At 54.9% G+C, this 17,225-nt stretch carries 10 protein-coding genes and 2 pseudogenes; 4 read left to right on the forward strand and 8 right to left on the reverse strand.

Features of this window, described 5'->3' with window-relative positions:
• Positions 1–708: 708 nt before the first annotated feature.
• The gene (locus HMPREF2975_RS05920; RefSeq protein ID WP_083314451.1) at positions 709–1,590 is read left to right on the forward strand and encodes an Abi family protein; all 882 of its coding nucleotides are present in this window, start codon (positions 709–711) and stop codon (positions 1,588–1,590) included.
• A 144-nt stretch (positions 1,591–1,734) separates the two neighbouring features.
• Here the strand turns inward: HMPREF2975_RS05920 and HMPREF2975_RS05925 are convergent, their stop codons facing one another.
• From HMPREF2975_RS05925 to HMPREF2975_RS13085, 6 genes and pseudogenes are all read right to left on the reverse strand, one after another.
• Complete coding sequence (locus HMPREF2975_RS05925) at positions 1,735–4,752, reverse strand: type I restriction endonuclease subunit R (RefSeq protein ID WP_070726495.1); 3,018 nt, start codon at positions 4,750–4,752, stop codon at positions 1,735–1,737.
• The gene (locus tag HMPREF2975_RS05930) at positions 4,752–6,011 is read right to left on the reverse strand and encodes a restriction endonuclease subunit S (RefSeq protein ID WP_083314452.1); all 1,260 of its coding nucleotides are present in this window, start codon (positions 6,009–6,011) and stop codon (positions 4,752–4,754) included. Before HMPREF2975_RS05930 ends, HMPREF2975_RS05925 begins: the two co-directional genes overlap by 1 nt.
• On the reverse strand, positions 6,011–8,035 hold the full coding sequence (locus HMPREF2975_RS05935) for a type I restriction-modification system subunit M (protein WP_227469286.1): 2,025 nt from the start codon (positions 8,033–8,035) through the stop codon (positions 6,011–6,013). The genes HMPREF2975_RS05930 and HMPREF2975_RS05935 overlap by 1 nt, the downstream gene beginning before the upstream one ends.
• Positions 8,036–8,051: 16 nt before the next feature.
• Positions 8,052–8,255, reverse strand: coding sequence for a type II toxin-antitoxin system prevent-host-death family antitoxin (locus HMPREF2975_RS05940; RefSeq protein ID WP_227469287.1), 204 nt, complete (start codon positions 8,253–8,255; stop codon positions 8,052–8,054).
• Positions 8,256–8,782: 527 nt separating this feature from the next.
• A complete protein-coding gene (locus HMPREF2975_RS05945) occupies positions 8,783–10,789 on the reverse strand; it encodes a SpaA isopeptide-forming pilin-related protein (protein WP_070726501.1) in 2,007 nt (668 codons plus the stop codon).
• Between the two features lie 361 nt (positions 10,790–11,150).
• Positions 11,151–11,256: pseudogene (locus HMPREF2975_RS13085) on the reverse strand (DNA-binding response regulator); the annotation flags it as partial.
• Between the two features lie 82 nt (positions 11,257–11,338).
• Between HMPREF2975_RS13085 and HMPREF2975_RS05950 the strand changes: the two are divergent.
• The gene (locus HMPREF2975_RS05950) at positions 11,339–12,232 is read left to right on the forward strand and encodes a TIGR01777 family oxidoreductase (protein ID WP_070726502.1); all 894 of its coding nucleotides are present in this window, start codon (positions 11,339–11,341) and stop codon (positions 12,230–12,232) included.
• A 454-nt stretch (positions 12,233–12,686) separates the two neighbouring features.
• On the opposite strand, the gene HMPREF2975_RS05955 is transcribed toward HMPREF2975_RS05950, so the two are convergent.
• Positions 12,687–14,594, reverse strand: coding sequence for an alpha-glucosidase (locus HMPREF2975_RS05955; RefSeq protein ID WP_058237384.1), 1,908 nt, complete (start codon positions 14,592–14,594; stop codon positions 12,687–12,689).
• Positions 14,591–15,958 (reverse strand): glycoside-pentoside-hexuronide (GPH):cation symporter, encoded by a 1,368-nt coding sequence (locus HMPREF2975_RS05960; RefSeq protein WP_058237383.1) that lies wholly within the window; start codon positions 15,956–15,958, stop codon positions 14,591–14,593. The genes HMPREF2975_RS05955 and HMPREF2975_RS05960 overlap by 4 nt, the downstream gene beginning before the upstream one ends.
• Before the next feature lie 379 nt (positions 15,959–16,337).
• Between HMPREF2975_RS05960 and HMPREF2975_RS13090 the strand changes: the two are divergent.
• A pseudogene (locus HMPREF2975_RS13090) lies at positions 16,338–16,601 on the forward strand (helix-turn-helix domain-containing protein); the annotation flags it as partial.
• Between the two features lie 53 nt (positions 16,602–16,654).
• Positions 16,655–17,225 (forward strand): IS3 family transposase (locus HMPREF2975_RS12280; protein WP_264673891.1); only part of this gene is annotated, 571 nt, incomplete at its 3' end.

Here is a 17,225-nt window from a genome sequence, read left to right on the forward strand (position 1 = left end):
TAACACCCTCGTCTGATACCCGCTAACGCAAGCATTCCCGCAGACCCCCTCAACCAGAAACGTGCCCCTGCCGCGCGGACGTCATGGCGACGAGCACCAGATCACCGGACCTCCAGCGAGCCAACGAACAACCCCAGAAACGACAAAACCCCTGCTCAACAGGGGTTCAAGGGTTCAAGCGGCTTTTATCATTTTCGACGTCTAAGTATCCACAATGACCCCGGATTTAATAAGGCTGAGGTTGCGTGTGGCGAGTATACCCTTGGGGTCTAGAATCCGGCGAGCGTTGGCGAGTTCACGTTCACGCTTGTCAGACCATTCGCGGGTTCGTGTTTTACTTGGCTAGACAAGGTTTTGGGTATAAGAAAACCAGCCCTCATATTAAGCGGGCGTGATGACAACACGGCTGATTCCTAGCGCCATGGACTATGCATGCTCTCAAAGCATGTGCACAGCGCTAACACCCCTGACACACCGAACAAAACCAACACCGCGTACACACAATCCGGGCATTAACCCCATATTTTCAGCTTTGGGTGGCACTCAGAAACTGGGTGCGGTTATAATGGAAGTAATCGTTCAGCCCGCCCCGACTTAGGTCGGGAGTGGGCTGGATCTCTGTTTGAGGTTGGAGTAGTCGTATTGGGCGAGCCAATAAAGCAAGCAGCAACAGTTTCTCAACACATTAAGTTGTTACGTTCCCGGGGCATGGAAGTTGACCCTGAGCTTGCCAGCCAATGGTTACGTTACGTCAGTTACTACCGACTATCGGCATACTGGTATCCCGCTCGTTTGCTTACTCATGATGGTGTTCGAGACGACGCTTTCCGGTCGGGCACGCGTTTCAGCGACGCGGTATCTTTATACGAATCGGACCGGAAACTTCGTACTCTCGTGCATGATGGTATGGAACGCATAGAGATCGCAATGCGTACCCGTGTAGGGGAAGCCTTGGTCACAACTGATCCACTTTCCTACACCGATCCAAGTCGGTTTCGGCCATCCTTTGATCATCAAAGATGGATGTCAACTCTAGCTAAACGTGTGGCTCGTGCAGGCCGCAGTAACGAAGCCATAAGACATTACCGAGACAAATATGACGACAAATTCCCGTTCTGGGTTCTGGCCGAGGTACTAGATTTCGCCGACATGTCGCGTCTCTATGAAGGTCTGCCTGCCGCCGACCAGCGCCTCATCGCCGAAGACCTTGGGATCATCATCAATTTGGGGATGCTGTCGAAACACCAGCGACGCAAAGCAAAACTTCAATCTCCGCTCGTGCGATGGATGGAACAACTCACTATCGTCCGCAATCACTGCGCACACCATGCAAGGCTATGGAATAAATCCTTTGCACCCGCTCCGACAGCGGCACTACGAACCCTGCCGGAATTCATCACACTTCCCCAGGGGCAGAGTGAGAAAATCTTCGGCGTTATCACAGTCATGGCAAACCTCATCCGAGTGACATCGCCCGGAACCACCTGGCCAAGCAAAGTAGCTGCCCTTATCCACAATGAGTTCTTAACGAATCCCCTGGTCAGCCCGACCAGCATGGGCCTACCCGAAGACTGGAGCCTCTCCTTCTAAACGTTCGCCATTCGCACGACGATCCCACACCCCCACTCGCTTCTAGCAAGAACGAGGGCCGAGCTTGCTCAAGCTGTCAGCACGAACGATAAAGGGTCCGCTGTGACATTGGATTTGATCAGGCCGTGGTTGCGTTAGCCTTGGTCATACGTGGTTTTCCGGCGGTATGTTCTCGCCTTTCTTATTGTTGAGGCGTGCGTGAATCAGTGGCAGCAGGACTCGGTCGACGTCGGCTCTGAATTGAGTATCTGAGAGGTATTTGATTGCGAAGTCTTGGTTTTGGTTCATGCGGTCAAGAACAATGTCTTGGATCCGTTCAGAGTAGACGATGGAGAACAAGTCCAGAGAGTTATGGGCTCGAGCCTTGACCTCAGCATCTTCGACCATGTCCTCAGTGAGTTGTTCGATGACTTTGTCCATGTGGGTGAACTCGGTTCCCCAGCGGTCATTGAGCCTGGAGATGATGTTTGACAGGCTGTCCTTCTCGTCTTCGCGTGCGCCTGAAATGTCGGGGTTGTTCGACAGTTGTCCCTCTTCGTCTATCAGGTCGATGGAGTCTTCGTAGACCTTTTGGATGCGATAGTACTGCAGTGCAACCTCGTCCTCCAGATGGGGGGCGGGGTCACCATCGATGTAAAGCTTACGGACGAGGAGTTTGGCGTAGGCGGCGAAACGGTGTAGTCGCTCGTCGTCGTATCGAATGATATGGGTTAAGAAGTCGTAGTTACGGTTGAACTTTCTCATCCGTGCTCGCACTTCAAGCTTGTCTTCATCCTCGAGATCGTTGAATCGTGCAACTGCAGGATCCAGATAGGCGTTTAGGCGGCTGAAGTCCAGATTGGTTTGTTTCTTCTGCTGCGTGAAGAACACTTTCGTGAAACCTTCAATTTCCTTGTCCGTCCACAGGTGGTAGGAGGCAAGGAAGTGGTACAGGTCGTAGACGATGTTCGGGTCAGTCTCTTCAGTGATACCAGTGGAAATGTAGTAGTCCTGGAAAGACTTTTGGATGTCTTCAGCAGTGTTCACGAAGTCAAGCACGAATGTGTCGGTCTTGCCCGGGTACATGCGGTTGATTCGCGACAAAGTCTGTACCGCTTTGACGCCGTGTAGTTTCTTATCGACATACATGGTGTGCAGCAGTGGCTGGTCGAAGCCGGTCTGGTATTTCTCGGCAACAAGTAGCAGCTGATACTCGCCGGTAGCGAATCTCTCGGGTAGTTCTGCTTCGGGGATCTGGTTGAGTTGCTCTTCGGTGTATTCCAGTCCTTCTTCCTCGACGGTGCCGGAGAATGCGACCAATACGCCGAGATCCGTGTATCCTCTCTGTCTGATGTAGTCACGGAATGCAAAGTAGTAGCGGACTGCGTGCAGGCGAGACCCAGTCACCAGCATTGCCTTGGCCTTACCGCCAATTTTGTGGGCAACATTGACGCGGAAGTGTTCGATAATGATCTCGGCTTTCTGCCGAAGGCTATAAGGGTGAAGGCTCAGATATTTGCCCAGCGCTTTATTCGCCTGCTTGGTGGAATATTCGGGGTCATCGGCAGCGGTTTTGCCGATCTGGAAGTACGTCTGATATGTGGTGTAGTTCTGCAGTACGTCCAGGATGAAGCCTTCTTCGATGGCTTGTCGCATCGAATACACATGGAACGGACGCGGAGTTGCATCCAGTACCGGCGTACCAAAGATCTCGAGTGTCTTCTGCTTCGGTGTCGCCGTGAACGCGAAGAAGGAGAGGTTCTTTTGGCGTCCTTGTGTGCGGAGCTCTTCGGCGATCTGCTCATCAATCTCGAGTTGCTCGGCTTCTACCTGCGCCTCGGCAGCCGCGTAGCGCTCGAGGAGATCTTCTTCGGAGTCTTTACCCGCGGTAACGGTATCTGCAAGAATCTGCTTCAACTTCTCCGACGCCTCGCCAGTTTGGGACGAGTGCGCCTCGTCCACGATGATGGCGAACCGCTTACCTGCCGTAGCTACTTTGCTCACGTCAACGAACGGGAATTTCTGCAAAGTCGAGATGATGATCTTCACCCCGTCGGCAAGGGCGTCGGTGAGCTGATGGGAATTCTTATCAACTTTCACCACCACGCCAGCAGTATGATCCATTGAGAAAACTGTGTCCTGCAGCTGCTTATCCAGCACTCGTCGATCAGTGATCACAATGATGGAATCGAAAACCGCGCGCTGTTGATCATCATGCAGATTCGACAGGTGATGGGCTAGCCAGGCGATCGTATTTGACTTACCCGACCCAGCCGAATGCTGCACCAAGTAATTCTTGCCAGCACCGTAATCCTTCGCATCAGCGACAAGGGCACGCACCGCATCAAGCTGGTGATAGCGCGGAAAAATCAATTTGTCTTTGCGTCGGTCGGACTCATCGGGGACGAACTGGACGAAGCGATGAAGGATGTCGAGCAGGGAATCCTTCGCCAGTACCTCCTCCCACAAGTAAGACGTCTTGTACTTACCTGGCACAGGCGGGTTACCAGCACCGTTCTTGTAGCCGCGGTTGAATGGCATGAACACGGTATCCATTCCGGCGAGCTTCGTTGTCATCCATGCTTCGTCAGTATCGACAGCGAAATGCACCACTGCGCGCCGGTTCAATTCAAACAACACCTCAGTAGCAGGGCGTGAACGCTTGTACTGATCAATCGCATCCCGATACGTCTGGCCTTTCAGCTGGTTCTTCAACTCCAATGTCACCACCGGGATACCGTTGACAAACAGCACGGTATCTACCGACTTCTCGTTCTTCGTCGAATAGTGCAACTGGCGCACTACTGTCATCCGGTTCGCCCAGTACTTCTCCGCCAGTAACTCGTTCAAATCCGAACCGGGAGCGAAGAACACCAATTTGAACCTTGCTCCCAGGTCCTCTACGCCACGACGCAACACTTCGACCACGCCACGACGATCGAGCTCTCGAGCGACCCGCTTGCAGAACTTCTCGCCAGCCTTCGCCCCATGAATACGCTCCAGGCGCTCCCACTGCTGAGGCTGAGTTTCCCGCACAAAATCCAGCAGATCCTCACGATACAAGCCAAGCTGCCTGTCATACCCCGAGGGCGACTTTGACTCATAGCGGTCGTACTCGAACGGGCCGGCGTGAGTCAACCAATACTCGATCTCGTCTTCAAACCTGCGTTCAGACGTATCCACTACGCCACCTCTTCCACACGAACCTTGCCCGTCACCAGATCATTAATAACCTGCTTGCGATACCTACCCAGAAGCTCAATCTGCTTACGGATGCCAGAAATCGTTGAATCAATCTCGGCATTTTTCTGATCGAGATAGTCGGCGATCTGCTGTTGTTCTTCGATTGGCGGCAACAACACAGACAGTTTCCCAACCTCTTTGTAGTTAGCCGATTGGCGGACGCCGCCCCCAAGGGAGTAGAAAACTTTCGCTAAATCATAGAACCGTAAAAGCCAAGCGAGATAGCTTGATACGACCGCTCCACGGGGAATCAATCCTATGTATGCCCCCGTGATGATGCCCCGTTCATGTGCCAGGCCAGTTCTCAGACTGCGCTTGTCATTCTGAAGATCAGTCATTCGCAGAATAATGTAGCCCGAATCGACAACTTGATAACCATCGAAAGAAGCAGGGAGTAGGCCAAAAGGAAGATCAATGCTTTTGCGGATAATTTCGCCATAACTGAGGCTGAGGAGGTTCTTTTCTGCCAAGTCGGCATTCTTCCGCCGATTCTCGTCAGTAATGACCGACAAAGAGACTGTCTTCCAATTTCCTGGTATTTCGCCCACCCAATCGATTCCGCTATCTTTCATTGGCACGTCAGGATTAAGTCCACGGGTCACAGTGTGAGCGATCAACTCACGCCGATACCGCTCCAACAACTCCACCTGCCGAGTTAGCTTCCCGATCAGCCCATCAATCCGAGCAGTTTTTGTATCTAGATGTTTTACAGTTATGGACTGTTCGCTCAGGGTACGGGCAGGCACAAGCACATTCCTGACCATCTGAATATTCAGATTATTTACCGTAGCCCCTTGCGCAAGTAGTCGAAACTGCCTATTGACAAACTCACTTAGTAAGCACCAGTAGAGGTACTCTTTCAGGATTTTCGAGCTAGGCGTCAGTGCGAGCCATCCATCGTGAATGTAACCGTGAATGGCGGAAATATAAGGTTCACCAAAGCTCATCGAATTCGACAAAAGAAGATCGCCTGGCGCAACAAGCACACTTTTGGACGCCCCAGCGGCAGTAACGAACAATTTTGTATCAGTGATTTCACGGCACCCTTTTTGAGTGTCGCCGATTCTAATCCAATGGGCTGCACCTTCCTCAGAATCACCACACATATAGTTGTCGATGGGTCGTGGGGATGCTCCTCGCTTGATACCACATTGCGTCTTTAAGCGAATTAGACTCAAATGCTCGCCACTAGAGACCATCACTTCACCTGCTCTTGGAAGAGTTTGGCGATGTCGACTTGGATGCTCGCGGAGAGGGCTTGGATTTCGGTGAGTGTTTCCACTGGGTCGCCGAGCTCCTCGTATTTGTAGAAGTAGCGGGTGAAGGGTATCTCGTAGCCGATTTTGGTCTTAGTATGGTCGATCCAGGCGTCGGGGGCGTAGGGAATGACTTCGCGCTGGAAGTAGGCTTCGATATCTTCGCGGAACGGGATCTGCTCAGTGTCGTGCAGGCCTGAGTCGGGTTCTGGCTTGCCTTTCGTATCGAGGCAGATGTCCGCGTCCGGGTTCCTTACGCCGAGTTCTTCCACGATCTTGCGTAGCACAGGGAGACTGATCTTCCGGCCGCGCTCTTTGATGCCCTCACGGAGCAAGTCAATGAATTCGTCTCGGTTGAGGAACACCCGCTCAGAGCCGAGCCCTTTCAGGGTGCCGATGATTGCGTCTTGTAGGTGCTTGCCTTTCTCAATTTCCTGGGAACGTGCCGGTTCGGCCTTCTTTTTCGAGGTGGCTATCGAGGTGAAAGGTTTGGATTCTTGGAGCGTCTCGATGGCCTCGGGTGTGGCCTGGAAACTGAGCCGCAGGGGGCGTTCGACGGTGACTTCATGGTAGGCGAAGTCCTCGGTGTCGAAGATTTTGGATTCTTCAGTTTCCTGGAACGCACCGTAGATGCGGGTAATGTCGTCAATGTTGTCTTTGCTGAGTTCTTTTCGCTTCTCGCCAAGGGGTTTGCGCATCCGCTGGAAATAGTTGGTGGCGTCAATGAGCTGCACCTTGTTTTTACGGCGGCGTTCTTTGCGGTTGGAGAGTACCCACACGTAGGTGAGGATTCCGGTGTTGTAGAACATCTGATCTGGTAGCGCGATGATCGCCTCGAGCCAATCATTTTCAAGAATCCAACGTCGGATCTCAGACTCGGCCTGACCAGCACCACCGGTAAACAGGGGGGAGCCGTTGAATACGATGCCGATCCGAGATCCTGGCGCGTTAACCGGGTCGCCAGGATCGTACGGTTGCATTTTGGAGATCATATGCTGCAAGAACAGGAACGAACCGTCTGATATTCGCGGCGTCCCGGCGCCAAAGCGACCCTGGTAGCCGTCGCGCTCGGCCTCGTCGAGGATCTTGTCTGCGTACTTCTTCCAATTCACCCCGAACGGTGGATTGCACAGCATGTAATCGAACTTCATGCCTTTGGTCTGGTCGCTCGTCAGTGAGTTACCAAGGTAGATGCGCTCCTGGCGTTCGCCTTTGATCATGATGTCTGACTTCGCCACCGCATAGGTCTGCGGATTGAGCTCCTGACCGAACACCTCGAGGCGCGCCGTTTTGTTCATGTCCGCGACGTGTTGGGATGCAATCGACAGCATGCCACCCGTGCCCACCCCCGGATCGTAGAGGGAAGCCATCGCGCCATCAGTGCAGATCCGATTAGAGTCCTCATCAGGGCTGAAGAGAATGTTGACCATGAGTTGAATGACTTCACGTGGGGTGAAATGCTCACCAGCGGTTTCATTCGACAGCTCAGAAAACCGGCGAATGAGCTCTTCAAAAATGTAGCCCATCTGGTCGTTGCTGACTACGTCCGGGTGAAGATTGACTTTGGAGGATGTGAACTCGGAAAGCACCTGATACAACAGGTTTGCCTTGTCGAGGCGTTCTATGACGTTGTAGAAGTTGTACGCCTCCATCACCTCCCGTGCGGCAGGAGCAAACGCTTGTACGTAGTAGCTCAAGTTCTGTTCGAGATTGTCCGGGTCGTCCAGCAAGGTCTTGAGAGTGAAATTCGAGGTGTTCCAAAACGGATAGCCTGTAGCCTTCGCGTACTGCAGCTCCTTGATCCTGTTCGGCACCGAGGTGGCCTTGATATCGAGGACTGCCTGCTTGGTGTCCACCAGAACAGAATCGAGTCGAGTCAGCACAGTGAACGGCAACACGACGTCGCCATATTCGTGTTCCTTATAGTCGCCACGCAGAATCTCTGCAATGTTCCAGATCAATGACACGTGGCTGGAAAGTTTATTAGTGCTCACTCGGGTCGATTCCTTCACTCATCAGTCGCTCGTAACGTTCGTTGGAGATCACCACGGCGATCGGTTTGCCATAGCGCATAACAAATGCAGACTCATCCTTTTCAGCTACCGCTTTGATCAGGCGCGATGCTTGACCGCGCGAGAGATCTCCGATGTTGATATAGCGCATCGGAACCTTGCGTCGCTTGGCCACCACGGCCTCCCTCAACCTCGAACGTAACGCTTCCAAGTTTCCCACAAACTAGCCGCCTTCAGGGCGTTTTTGCATGTAAATTCAGGATTATCTCTTCATCAGATATCCCATGTGTCTTTACATGTACTTTGAGCGATGGAAGAGCCAACACCATCTCGCTGCACAAAAGCCGCCCCCGCATTGAACTAGTCAACGCAAAAGCCTAACCAGACCCCTCCCGCCGCGATCTCGCCCCTTATCAAATGCGAGGTCTCTGGCTCCATGTTTCTTGCGTAGCATCAACGAAAAGGCGTGATGATGCGCTGCTGTTTCCGGCGTCCAGCAGATAAGTCTGCATCATGCAACTCTTGACTGGCATACCGAATGAATCAGTGTGGGGCGCATTATGCGGATGTGTGACCACCAGATGCTACGAATCATGATCTGCAGATATGAAAGCCGGGCTCGCTACCGTGAAAGTAACGAACCCGGCCGATATTGAGCGATGCCGTTGAGGGGCGGTCAGTCGACAACCCCCTCGGCAATAGCTACTTGGACGAGCGGCGACGAAGCATCAGCGTCATGCCACCTGCAGCCATCAGGGCGACGCACGCAGCTGCAAGATCTGCGGCGTTGGCGCCTGTATTCGACAGGACGATCTTTGTGGGCGGGGTCTTCGTCGGGGGTGTTGGAGGCACTTCCGGCGGAGGAACCGATTCGGGGTTCTTGACTGTCACCGTCGGGGTTGACACAGTCTGGTCGTCAGATGTCTGCAACGGAACATTGAACTGCGTCCACGCATTGTCGATGCGGTAGGGATCGGGAACAGCGACCTCCTTGAGCAGGTAGGTGGTGTCAGACGCCAGTGACTGTTTAGGTGCCACATAAGCGCCCTCAGCGTCAGTGATGATCTTGCCATCAGTCATGTTGTCCAAAGTGATGCGGCGAACCGTCTTGCTGCACTCGGGGGCAGTGTTTTCAGCGCCGTTCTTGAGCGGGCAGATATTCACCGTACTCGTATCGGTCAGATCCGGTTGCACGCCGCAGGCACTGACCGTGGGATCGATAACCTGGTAGAGCTCAAACTCAGCTCCGGCAATGGGAGTCTTATCGAGCGTGCTCACCTTCGACAAGTTGAAGGCTCCCTTGATCTTCTCATAGGTGTAGTAGAAGTGCTGAGTCTTTTCATTCGACTTGTGATATCTGGACGCCACGTTCGGGCCGTCCTGGTATTCAGGATAACCTTCACTGGTCAGGCCCTTATATGCGCCGTTTTTCATCGTCGGCAGGTCGAAGCCGACATACTTGTATCCCGGAATGTCGGCAATGAGGGACTGCGGCGTCGGCTTATATGGGAAAACGAGCTGATTACCATTCTTATCGGTGAATGGCTCAAATTCCCCTGTCTCAGAATTGAGATTCATGTACCTTTGCCCCGAAAGGGAGTCCCACGTCCGTCCGCCGGTGAGGTAATACTGGTAGGGATATCGTGCGAAGAACGCAGTACCCGACGCTGCCTCGAGCGGAACAGCCGCGTCAGAATTCAGGTTCGGGTAAATCTTGTTGATCGGCACTGAATTGGCAAGTTCGGTAAGCTGCTGACCTTCAGCTTCAAGGCAGTCAAGCGTTGTGTAGGTTGAGCCCTCCAATTGGCGACCCCATCCGGCTTGTGGGCGTGCCGTATACTGGTTCTTCAATACTTCGTCTTTGCCAACAATTTCGTTCGGAAGACCTGCCGACTGGGATTCATCGGTCGGGCTGCTGGATGCCTGAGGAAAACCACGAGCTGCACGATACTCGGAGTCGAGGACGTAGCGTACATCCATTTTCGCAGCGATCGGCACAGTCATACCGTTCGCCTTCGCGCCGATCGATCCGCCGTGTGTATCGCCCGTGGACCCGGTGCCAAAAGTCATGCCGCCCCAGTCAGCGTTGTACGGCAAATAGACGTCGTATTGCATGGTGTGCTCAACGCCCGGGCCGAAGGTGTCTTCAAAGACAAAGTGAATAGGCTCGTAGAACCCCTTGCCGTTGTGCATACGCACAAAATTGCCGTTGCTGTCCTTGACCACCGGATCGTCGGCCTTATAAATGTCGGTTGGCTGCCCGTCGTAAAGGAAATTTTCCACGGGCTTCCAGATATACGCATTGGAATCGGGATTATCGACCTGCGTGTACTGCCACGTCGTGCCGAAGCGGAATTCGAGCGTAGGAGCAGTAGTTTCGGAATCAAGGCTCTTGTCGTAGAACCACCGAACTTTTACGCGCATGCCGTCACACTGGTTGATGGCGGCCGATTCGAAGCCAAAGAAGGGGAGGGGCGCCAGCTCCGGATTTGCTGAGTGAATGCATCCGTCCCCCTTATCGGTCTCAGGATTGAAATTTGGATCTTTCTGTCCAACGATGCGTTGGTACGACAGCTCATAACTAGGGAATGGTCGCTCTGCAGCCTGGCTGCTCTGCTGTATCGGTACAACAAACGCTGTGGCAGCTACGATCGACGCCCCGAGCAGCGCCGCGACTTTTCTGGCACGCACTGTGAAGTGAGATTTCATGGCGTTTTCAGCCCTTTCGCCTGTTGCGTTGCCGACTGATGGCATCGCAACGTCGTAGGTCAGTGAGCACGGACGGGATAGTCGGGCGCTCACAGTTGAGTTAAAGAATCTGTTGAGTCCCATTGCCACCCGATGGGCATCGTGTGTGAAGCGCCACGGCGTCTTATCGTCCTTGTGCAGTGACGAGGGCGTCTGTGAAAACCCGCACTGAATGTCATCAAGTCTAGATGGGATGCAGAAAAATCATAGCAGTCTGGGCAGATTCTGGAGAGAATTTCCTTATTATCGATCGTTTGAAAAGTAAATGAACGGTAAGTATTGCAGAGTGTGAGTTCACGTAGGAGCGTATGCGTAGGAACCAATCGTATCGCAGTGCCGAGGAGAGCAGGTCGGCCAGAGAAACCTCGTCATCGACAATCAGGACGCGGAGGCCTTCCGTCGGCGTGGAGAAGGGGCTGTGAAGTCATGGGGTCATTATCGCAGCGCGCGTCTAAGTCGCGTGGTCGATCGTCGCCACCGAGCACGAACCGTCGTGTAGCGTGAGCACTGATGGCACAGGAAACTGTGGTTGTTGCCGGCGCGTCAGGCCTGATCGGTCGAACCTTGTCGCGATCGTTGCACGAAGACGGGTACCGGGTGATTGCGCTGGTCAGGCGTCCGGCGCGTACCGCGAACGAAGTGCAGTGGGCACCCGGCTCAGCCCCGCTTGACCCTCGCGTGCTCGAGGGTGCTCGAGCCGTTGTCACATTGAACGGCGCGAGCATCGCGTCCTTCCCGTGGACGAAACGGTACCGTGAGACGCTGCTGCATTCGCGTGTGGATCCCACCCGCACTGTTGCTCAGGCATTGGCACAGATCGGGCAGGGTGCGCCGCAGTTTGTGGCCGGATCGGCCGTGGGTATTTATGGGGATCGTCCCGGCGAAGAACTCGATGAAGGGTCGAGTAGCGGTGACACCTATCTGGCGTCGATTTGTCGTGCGTGGGAAGATGAAGCGCGGCAGTCTGAAGACGTGACGACCGTGGCGAGGTGTCGGACATCCTCGATCATCCACCGTGAAGCCCTGTTGAAACCGCTGATTCCTCTGACGAAGTTGTGCGTGAGTGGGCCACTGGGAGATGGCCAGCAGCATATTCCGTGGATCTCTCTGATTGATGAGGTGCGCGCATTGCGATGCGTGATCGACCAACGCCTTGGCGGACCGATCAACCTGACGGCGCCCGAAATGGCAACCATGAATGACATTGGCTCTGAGCTGGCTGATCGGCTGAGCCGCCCCTTCTGGCTCCCGGTTCCGAAGTGGGCGCTGCGCATGTCGCTCACGCGTGATGCCGCCGATTCCTTACTGATGGCCGACCAGCGTGTGCATGCGCGTGTCCTGGAAGAAGCTGGCTTCACCTTTGTGCACCCGACCGTGTCGCGCGCAATGTCCTTTGCTCTGTGACGGAGGTCGTCGAGAGTATCCCCGCCCTGCGGTTGAGTCGGTTGCAGATTGGGACCGGGCCGCTTATGGCGCGAGCGTGGTGTGATCATCTCCGCCTCGTGCACATACCCCTAAAAAGTAGTGCTCGCGTGCACATACCCCTAGATCTAACGGCTCCTCGTTATGGCATTTTTCTATTTTTGCTGGTCAGAGTGCGTACGGATTTCACTGCTCGGGGCTCGAGGTCTTAAATCTAGGGGTATGTGCATACAGGGCTCCAAAACTAGGGGTATGTGTACAAAGCACTTGTGAATCTAGGGGTATGTGCATGCCAGGGACTTAAATCTAGGGGTATGTGCATAGCCGCGGCGGAGGCGGAGTTGCACCGGCGGAGCGGCACAGAATCGAAAGATCCTGCCGTGGCGAGTATGGGTCTCAGATGCCCACGTGCCGGATCGCGGATCGCTCCTGAGTGTTAGTCGAGCAGGCGGATCAGCACCCCGTACGGCGGCAACTCATCGGGACGAGGGCGTTCGCTCCTAACCGTTGATCCCAGTGATGTCATCACAGTTCGGCCGGGCATCCGTCTCACGCTCAGGGGACGCCTGATCGTTCGCTCTGACAAGTTGACCTCAACCAGGTAGTGCCCGCGCGTCCACGCTGCATAGTGCCCGCTGCGTGTGAGCAGCGTGAAGTCATCGTGTGCAAAGTACTGGCGCACACTGATCAGATAGCGGTAGAAGTTCAGAACCGAATGCTCATCGTCCAGCTGTTCGGCGGCGCTCCATCCCGCCTCCATGTCGGTCCCCGTAATCCACGGCTGGCCAGTCGTGAAGCCACCCTCGACAGTCCAGCGCATGGGGACGCGCGCATGATCGCGTGAACCAGCGAGGATGCGGTCCCAGGCCTCATCGCGCGCCGCACCGCCGTCGATGAGTTCGCGGAAATAGTTCAGTGATTCGACGTCGCGAAGCTGGTCGAGGCTGGTGAAATTCTGGTTGACTGCGCCGAGCTCCTGCCCCTGGAAAATGAAGGGCGTGCCGGGCAGGGTCAGTGAAATCGCGGCGATCAGTTTGGCCACCGCACCGCGCCAGCGCGGATCGAGGGTGATCTTGCTGACGATGCGCGGATTATCGTGATTCTCCGCGAAAATCGCCATCTGGTCGCTGGGCCCCAGACGGCGCAGGTAGCGCAGATAGAAATCCAGGAAGTAGGCGGGAGGATAGCGGTAGTCATCCCAACGGATCTTTCCGGGGGGCTCAAGGACGTCGAAGTTGAAGATCAGATCCATTTCGCGACGCTGCCGATTGGTCAGAAGGCGACCTACCTCGATGCCGATCCCCGGTGTTTCGCCCACCATGAGAGCGTGGGAGCCGTCCGGTCGTGTGAAGCCTGCCGACCTCAGCTCACGCAAATAATCGTGCAGATGAGGCCCGATGAAGTAGCGCTCGATGCCGGTGAAACCGACCAGCTCACCCACTGCCGGCACGCCATTGGGCAGGCCCGCGTTTTTCGAAATGTAGTTGATGACATCCATGCGGAAACCGTCGATGCCTCGAGCCAGCCAGAACTGCACAATGTCGGCAACTTCGCGACGAACCGCAGGATTGTCCCAGTTCAGATCCATTTGCGAGGGTGCGAACAGGTGCATGCCCCAACGCTTGATGTCATCAAACCAGCGCCAGGCCGACCCGGAAAAGAATGACACCCAGTTGTTGGGCGGCGCGTCGGAAGAGCCTTCACGAAGGAAGTAGTACGCCGCCTTGTCGCCGTCTGGATCACGCAGCGCTTCCTGGAACCATTCGTGCTCGGCGGAGGAGTGGTTGACAACCAGGTCCAAAATAATGCGCATATCGCGCGCGTGAACCTGTTCGATGAGCTCGTCCAGATCCTCCATCGACCCCATCAGATCCATGACTGCGCGATAATCTCGCACGTCATAGCCCATATCATCGTTGGGTGAATCGAAGATGGGGGAGAGCCACAGGCAGTCAACGCCCAGTGTTTGAAGGTAATCAAGTTTGCCGATGATGCCGCGCAGATCACCGATCCCGTCGCCGTTCGAGTCTGCGAAACTGCGCGGATAGATCTGGTAGAAAACGGCGCCCTGCCACCAGGGGGGCTCGGACTGTCCCTCGGTGTGGGTGTCGGCGTCATCGAGCCGGTCGGGATTCATCTCCAACAAATCCGTGAGCGCCGCGACCAGTCCCGGCGCTGCTCGCCCAGCCACGCGATCCAGAACCGTCAATGGGAGCCGGCGCGTCAGCGGGTTCACGATGAACGAGGGCGACACTCCAATCTGCAACGCGATCTTGTCCAGGACGTCGCGTCCAACAGGGTGGTCGTACACATCACCGAGGGTGCGCACAGGGTGTCGGGTCATCGTGCTTCCTCCTCGGGTGTGCTGGTTTTTTCACTGTCTTGCAGGCTTGCGACAATTGAACTGTATGTGGCTTCGTCAATGCGATAGCCGTGCCGGAACACCAGGAACGCCGCGACGGTCAGAATCAGGGGGACGACCATCATGAACAGCCGGAAAATCCACGTGCCCGACTCGGCGACATCGGCAGAACTGGTGGCGCTCTCCACACCCGACCAGATCAGGCAGATACCCATCAGGCCCGAAGAAATTGCACCGGACAGCTTATAGATGAAGGGCTGCAGGGAAAAAGTAATGGACTCGTTGCGCCGCCCCAGCTTCCATTCGCCGTACTCCACACTGTCCGCGATGTACATCATGAGCAGCACCTGGAACAGTGCCTCCCCGAAGAACAGGAACAACCCGGCGCACAAAATGACGGCCATGTTGCTGCCGGCACAGATGAACACCACGTATCCCACGACGGAAGCGCCGCACCCCAGGGTGAAGACCTGTCGCCTCGGCATGCGGGCAGAAATCAAGGGAAATACCAGCAGCGTGCCCAACTGGGTCACGCCTAGAACCAGCGCGAAAACCGGGTACTTGCCTTCGTCTCCCACCAGGTACTTGAAGTAATGCAGGCCCAGGCTGGTCAGCAGGGTGTAGCCGGACATATACAGCAGGAACGTCAGCGACACCCACAGCAGCTGATCGTTCTTGAAGATGACGCTGACGAGTTCGCGCAGCGGCGTCGACTCCGACTTCACATGCACGGTCTCGTGCGCAAAGATCAGCGTGATGGACTGGAAAGCGATCGCAATGATCGACAGCACGATCGCCAGCAGCTGCCAGGCACGCTGCGCATCCCCCAGCACACCTGTGAGCCACTGAGTCACCGGCACGATGCCGACAACGATGGAGAACAGGCCAATGTTCGCGCAGATACGTGTGACCACTCCGATGCGTTCACGCTCAGCCTTGTCGCGGGTCAGTGACGGCATCATCCCGTAGTAGGAGATGTCGTTCATCGTGTAGGCGACCTCGAACACCAGGTAGACCACGATGAACAGCGTGATGAATTGCCAGCCTCGCACCCCCCAGTCGGTGAACAGCAGCACCGTGCCAATGCACCATCCGCATGCGCCGATCGTGATCCACGGTTTGAATTTGCCCCACCGCGTGCGCGTATTGTCGACGACGTAACCCATAAACGGATCATTCACGGCGTCGAAGATCCGCATGAGCACCAGCACGACGGTGACCGCTGCGAGCGCACCGGTCGACAGGTCCAGGACGTCGGTGAGGTAGAACATGAGGTACATCGACACCATTCCGTACATCATGTCGCGCCCCAGCGTCCCTAAACCGAAACCCAAGGCGTTCTTCATGGCGTCAATCCTCACTGTTTGATGCGCAGCCTGCCAGCGGCAGGTAGCGCCACCATTGTACTGAGTGTGCAGACCGCGTGGCCTTTAATGGAGCATGTCGCTTATGAAGTGTCCCCCGGAAGTTGGACTGGATTATTCAGTTTCTTTTTCCGGGGGACATTTTCATGGTTTCTTCTTTATCTTCATTGACTGAGTCTGATCAGACGCGTTTAGTTGCTTTGTTTGAGCAGGGGTGTGGTGCCGCAGCGGCTGCTTCTTACCTTGGCTTGAGTTTCAAGCCGTGCGATCGTTTCTATAATCGGTGGCGTATTCATGGCAGGCTTGTTCTTGTGAATAAGTCACATAAGCGAGTTTTACCTTTGAAGTCAAACGTGATGCTGTTCAACGCTTTCTGGCCGGCAAGACCCGGATGAGTATCGCGCAGGACTTGGGATTGGCTTCTGTCAACGTGGTGACGAGCTGGGTGCGGATCTATCGCGACCAAGGCGAAGACGGCTTGCGCCCTAAGCCTAAGGGCAGGCGACCTAAGACCGGTCCCAGGGTGTTATCTCAAACTGAGGAACTTGAACAACGGATCAGGGACTTAGAAGCGGAGAACGCCTACCTAAAAGCATTAAGGGACTTGATGAACAACGAGCAATAGACCGAGCTCGAGTAATCGTTACACTCAAGTCCCATCATGATCTCGATGTTCTTTTGCGGGTAGCGCGATTGGCCAGATCAACGTTCTACTACCATCAAGCCCGCCTAGGACAGCCAGATAAACATGCTGATCTTCGAGCCAAGATCAGAACAATTTTTGAAGCTTCGGGCGGTCGGTATGGTCACCGTAGGATCCGACTCGCCCTACACCGCCAGGGCCTGGTGGTCTCTCGTAAACTCGTCGCCAAGCTTATGAAGCGTGAAGGACTGACCTGCCTGGTCCGTCAGAAGAAACGCTATAACTCTTACCGAGGCACACTATCGACCATTGCCCCAAACGTGTTAGCCCGCGACTTCACTGCTACTAGCCCGAACCAAAAATGGGTCTCTGACGTTACCGAGTTCCGTCTCGGATCGTCCAAGATCTATCTCTCACCAATCATCGACTTGTTCGATCACTCAGTCGTTTCCTACACGGTCGGGAAATCAGCCAATCTTGAACTGACCAACACCAGTCTCCGCAAGGCTTTGAACAAGGCTAAGCCGGGCCCGGGTCTGGTAGTCCACACCGACCAAGGATTCCAATACCAGGGGTCTGCTGAGGGTTTGGTTGACAGTTTTCCTT

This window comes from Actinomyces sp. HMSC065F12 (genome assembly GCF_001814535.1).
Lineage (GTDB): Bacteria > Actinomycetota > Actinomycetes > Actinomycetales > Actinomycetaceae > Pauljensenia > Pauljensenia radingae_A.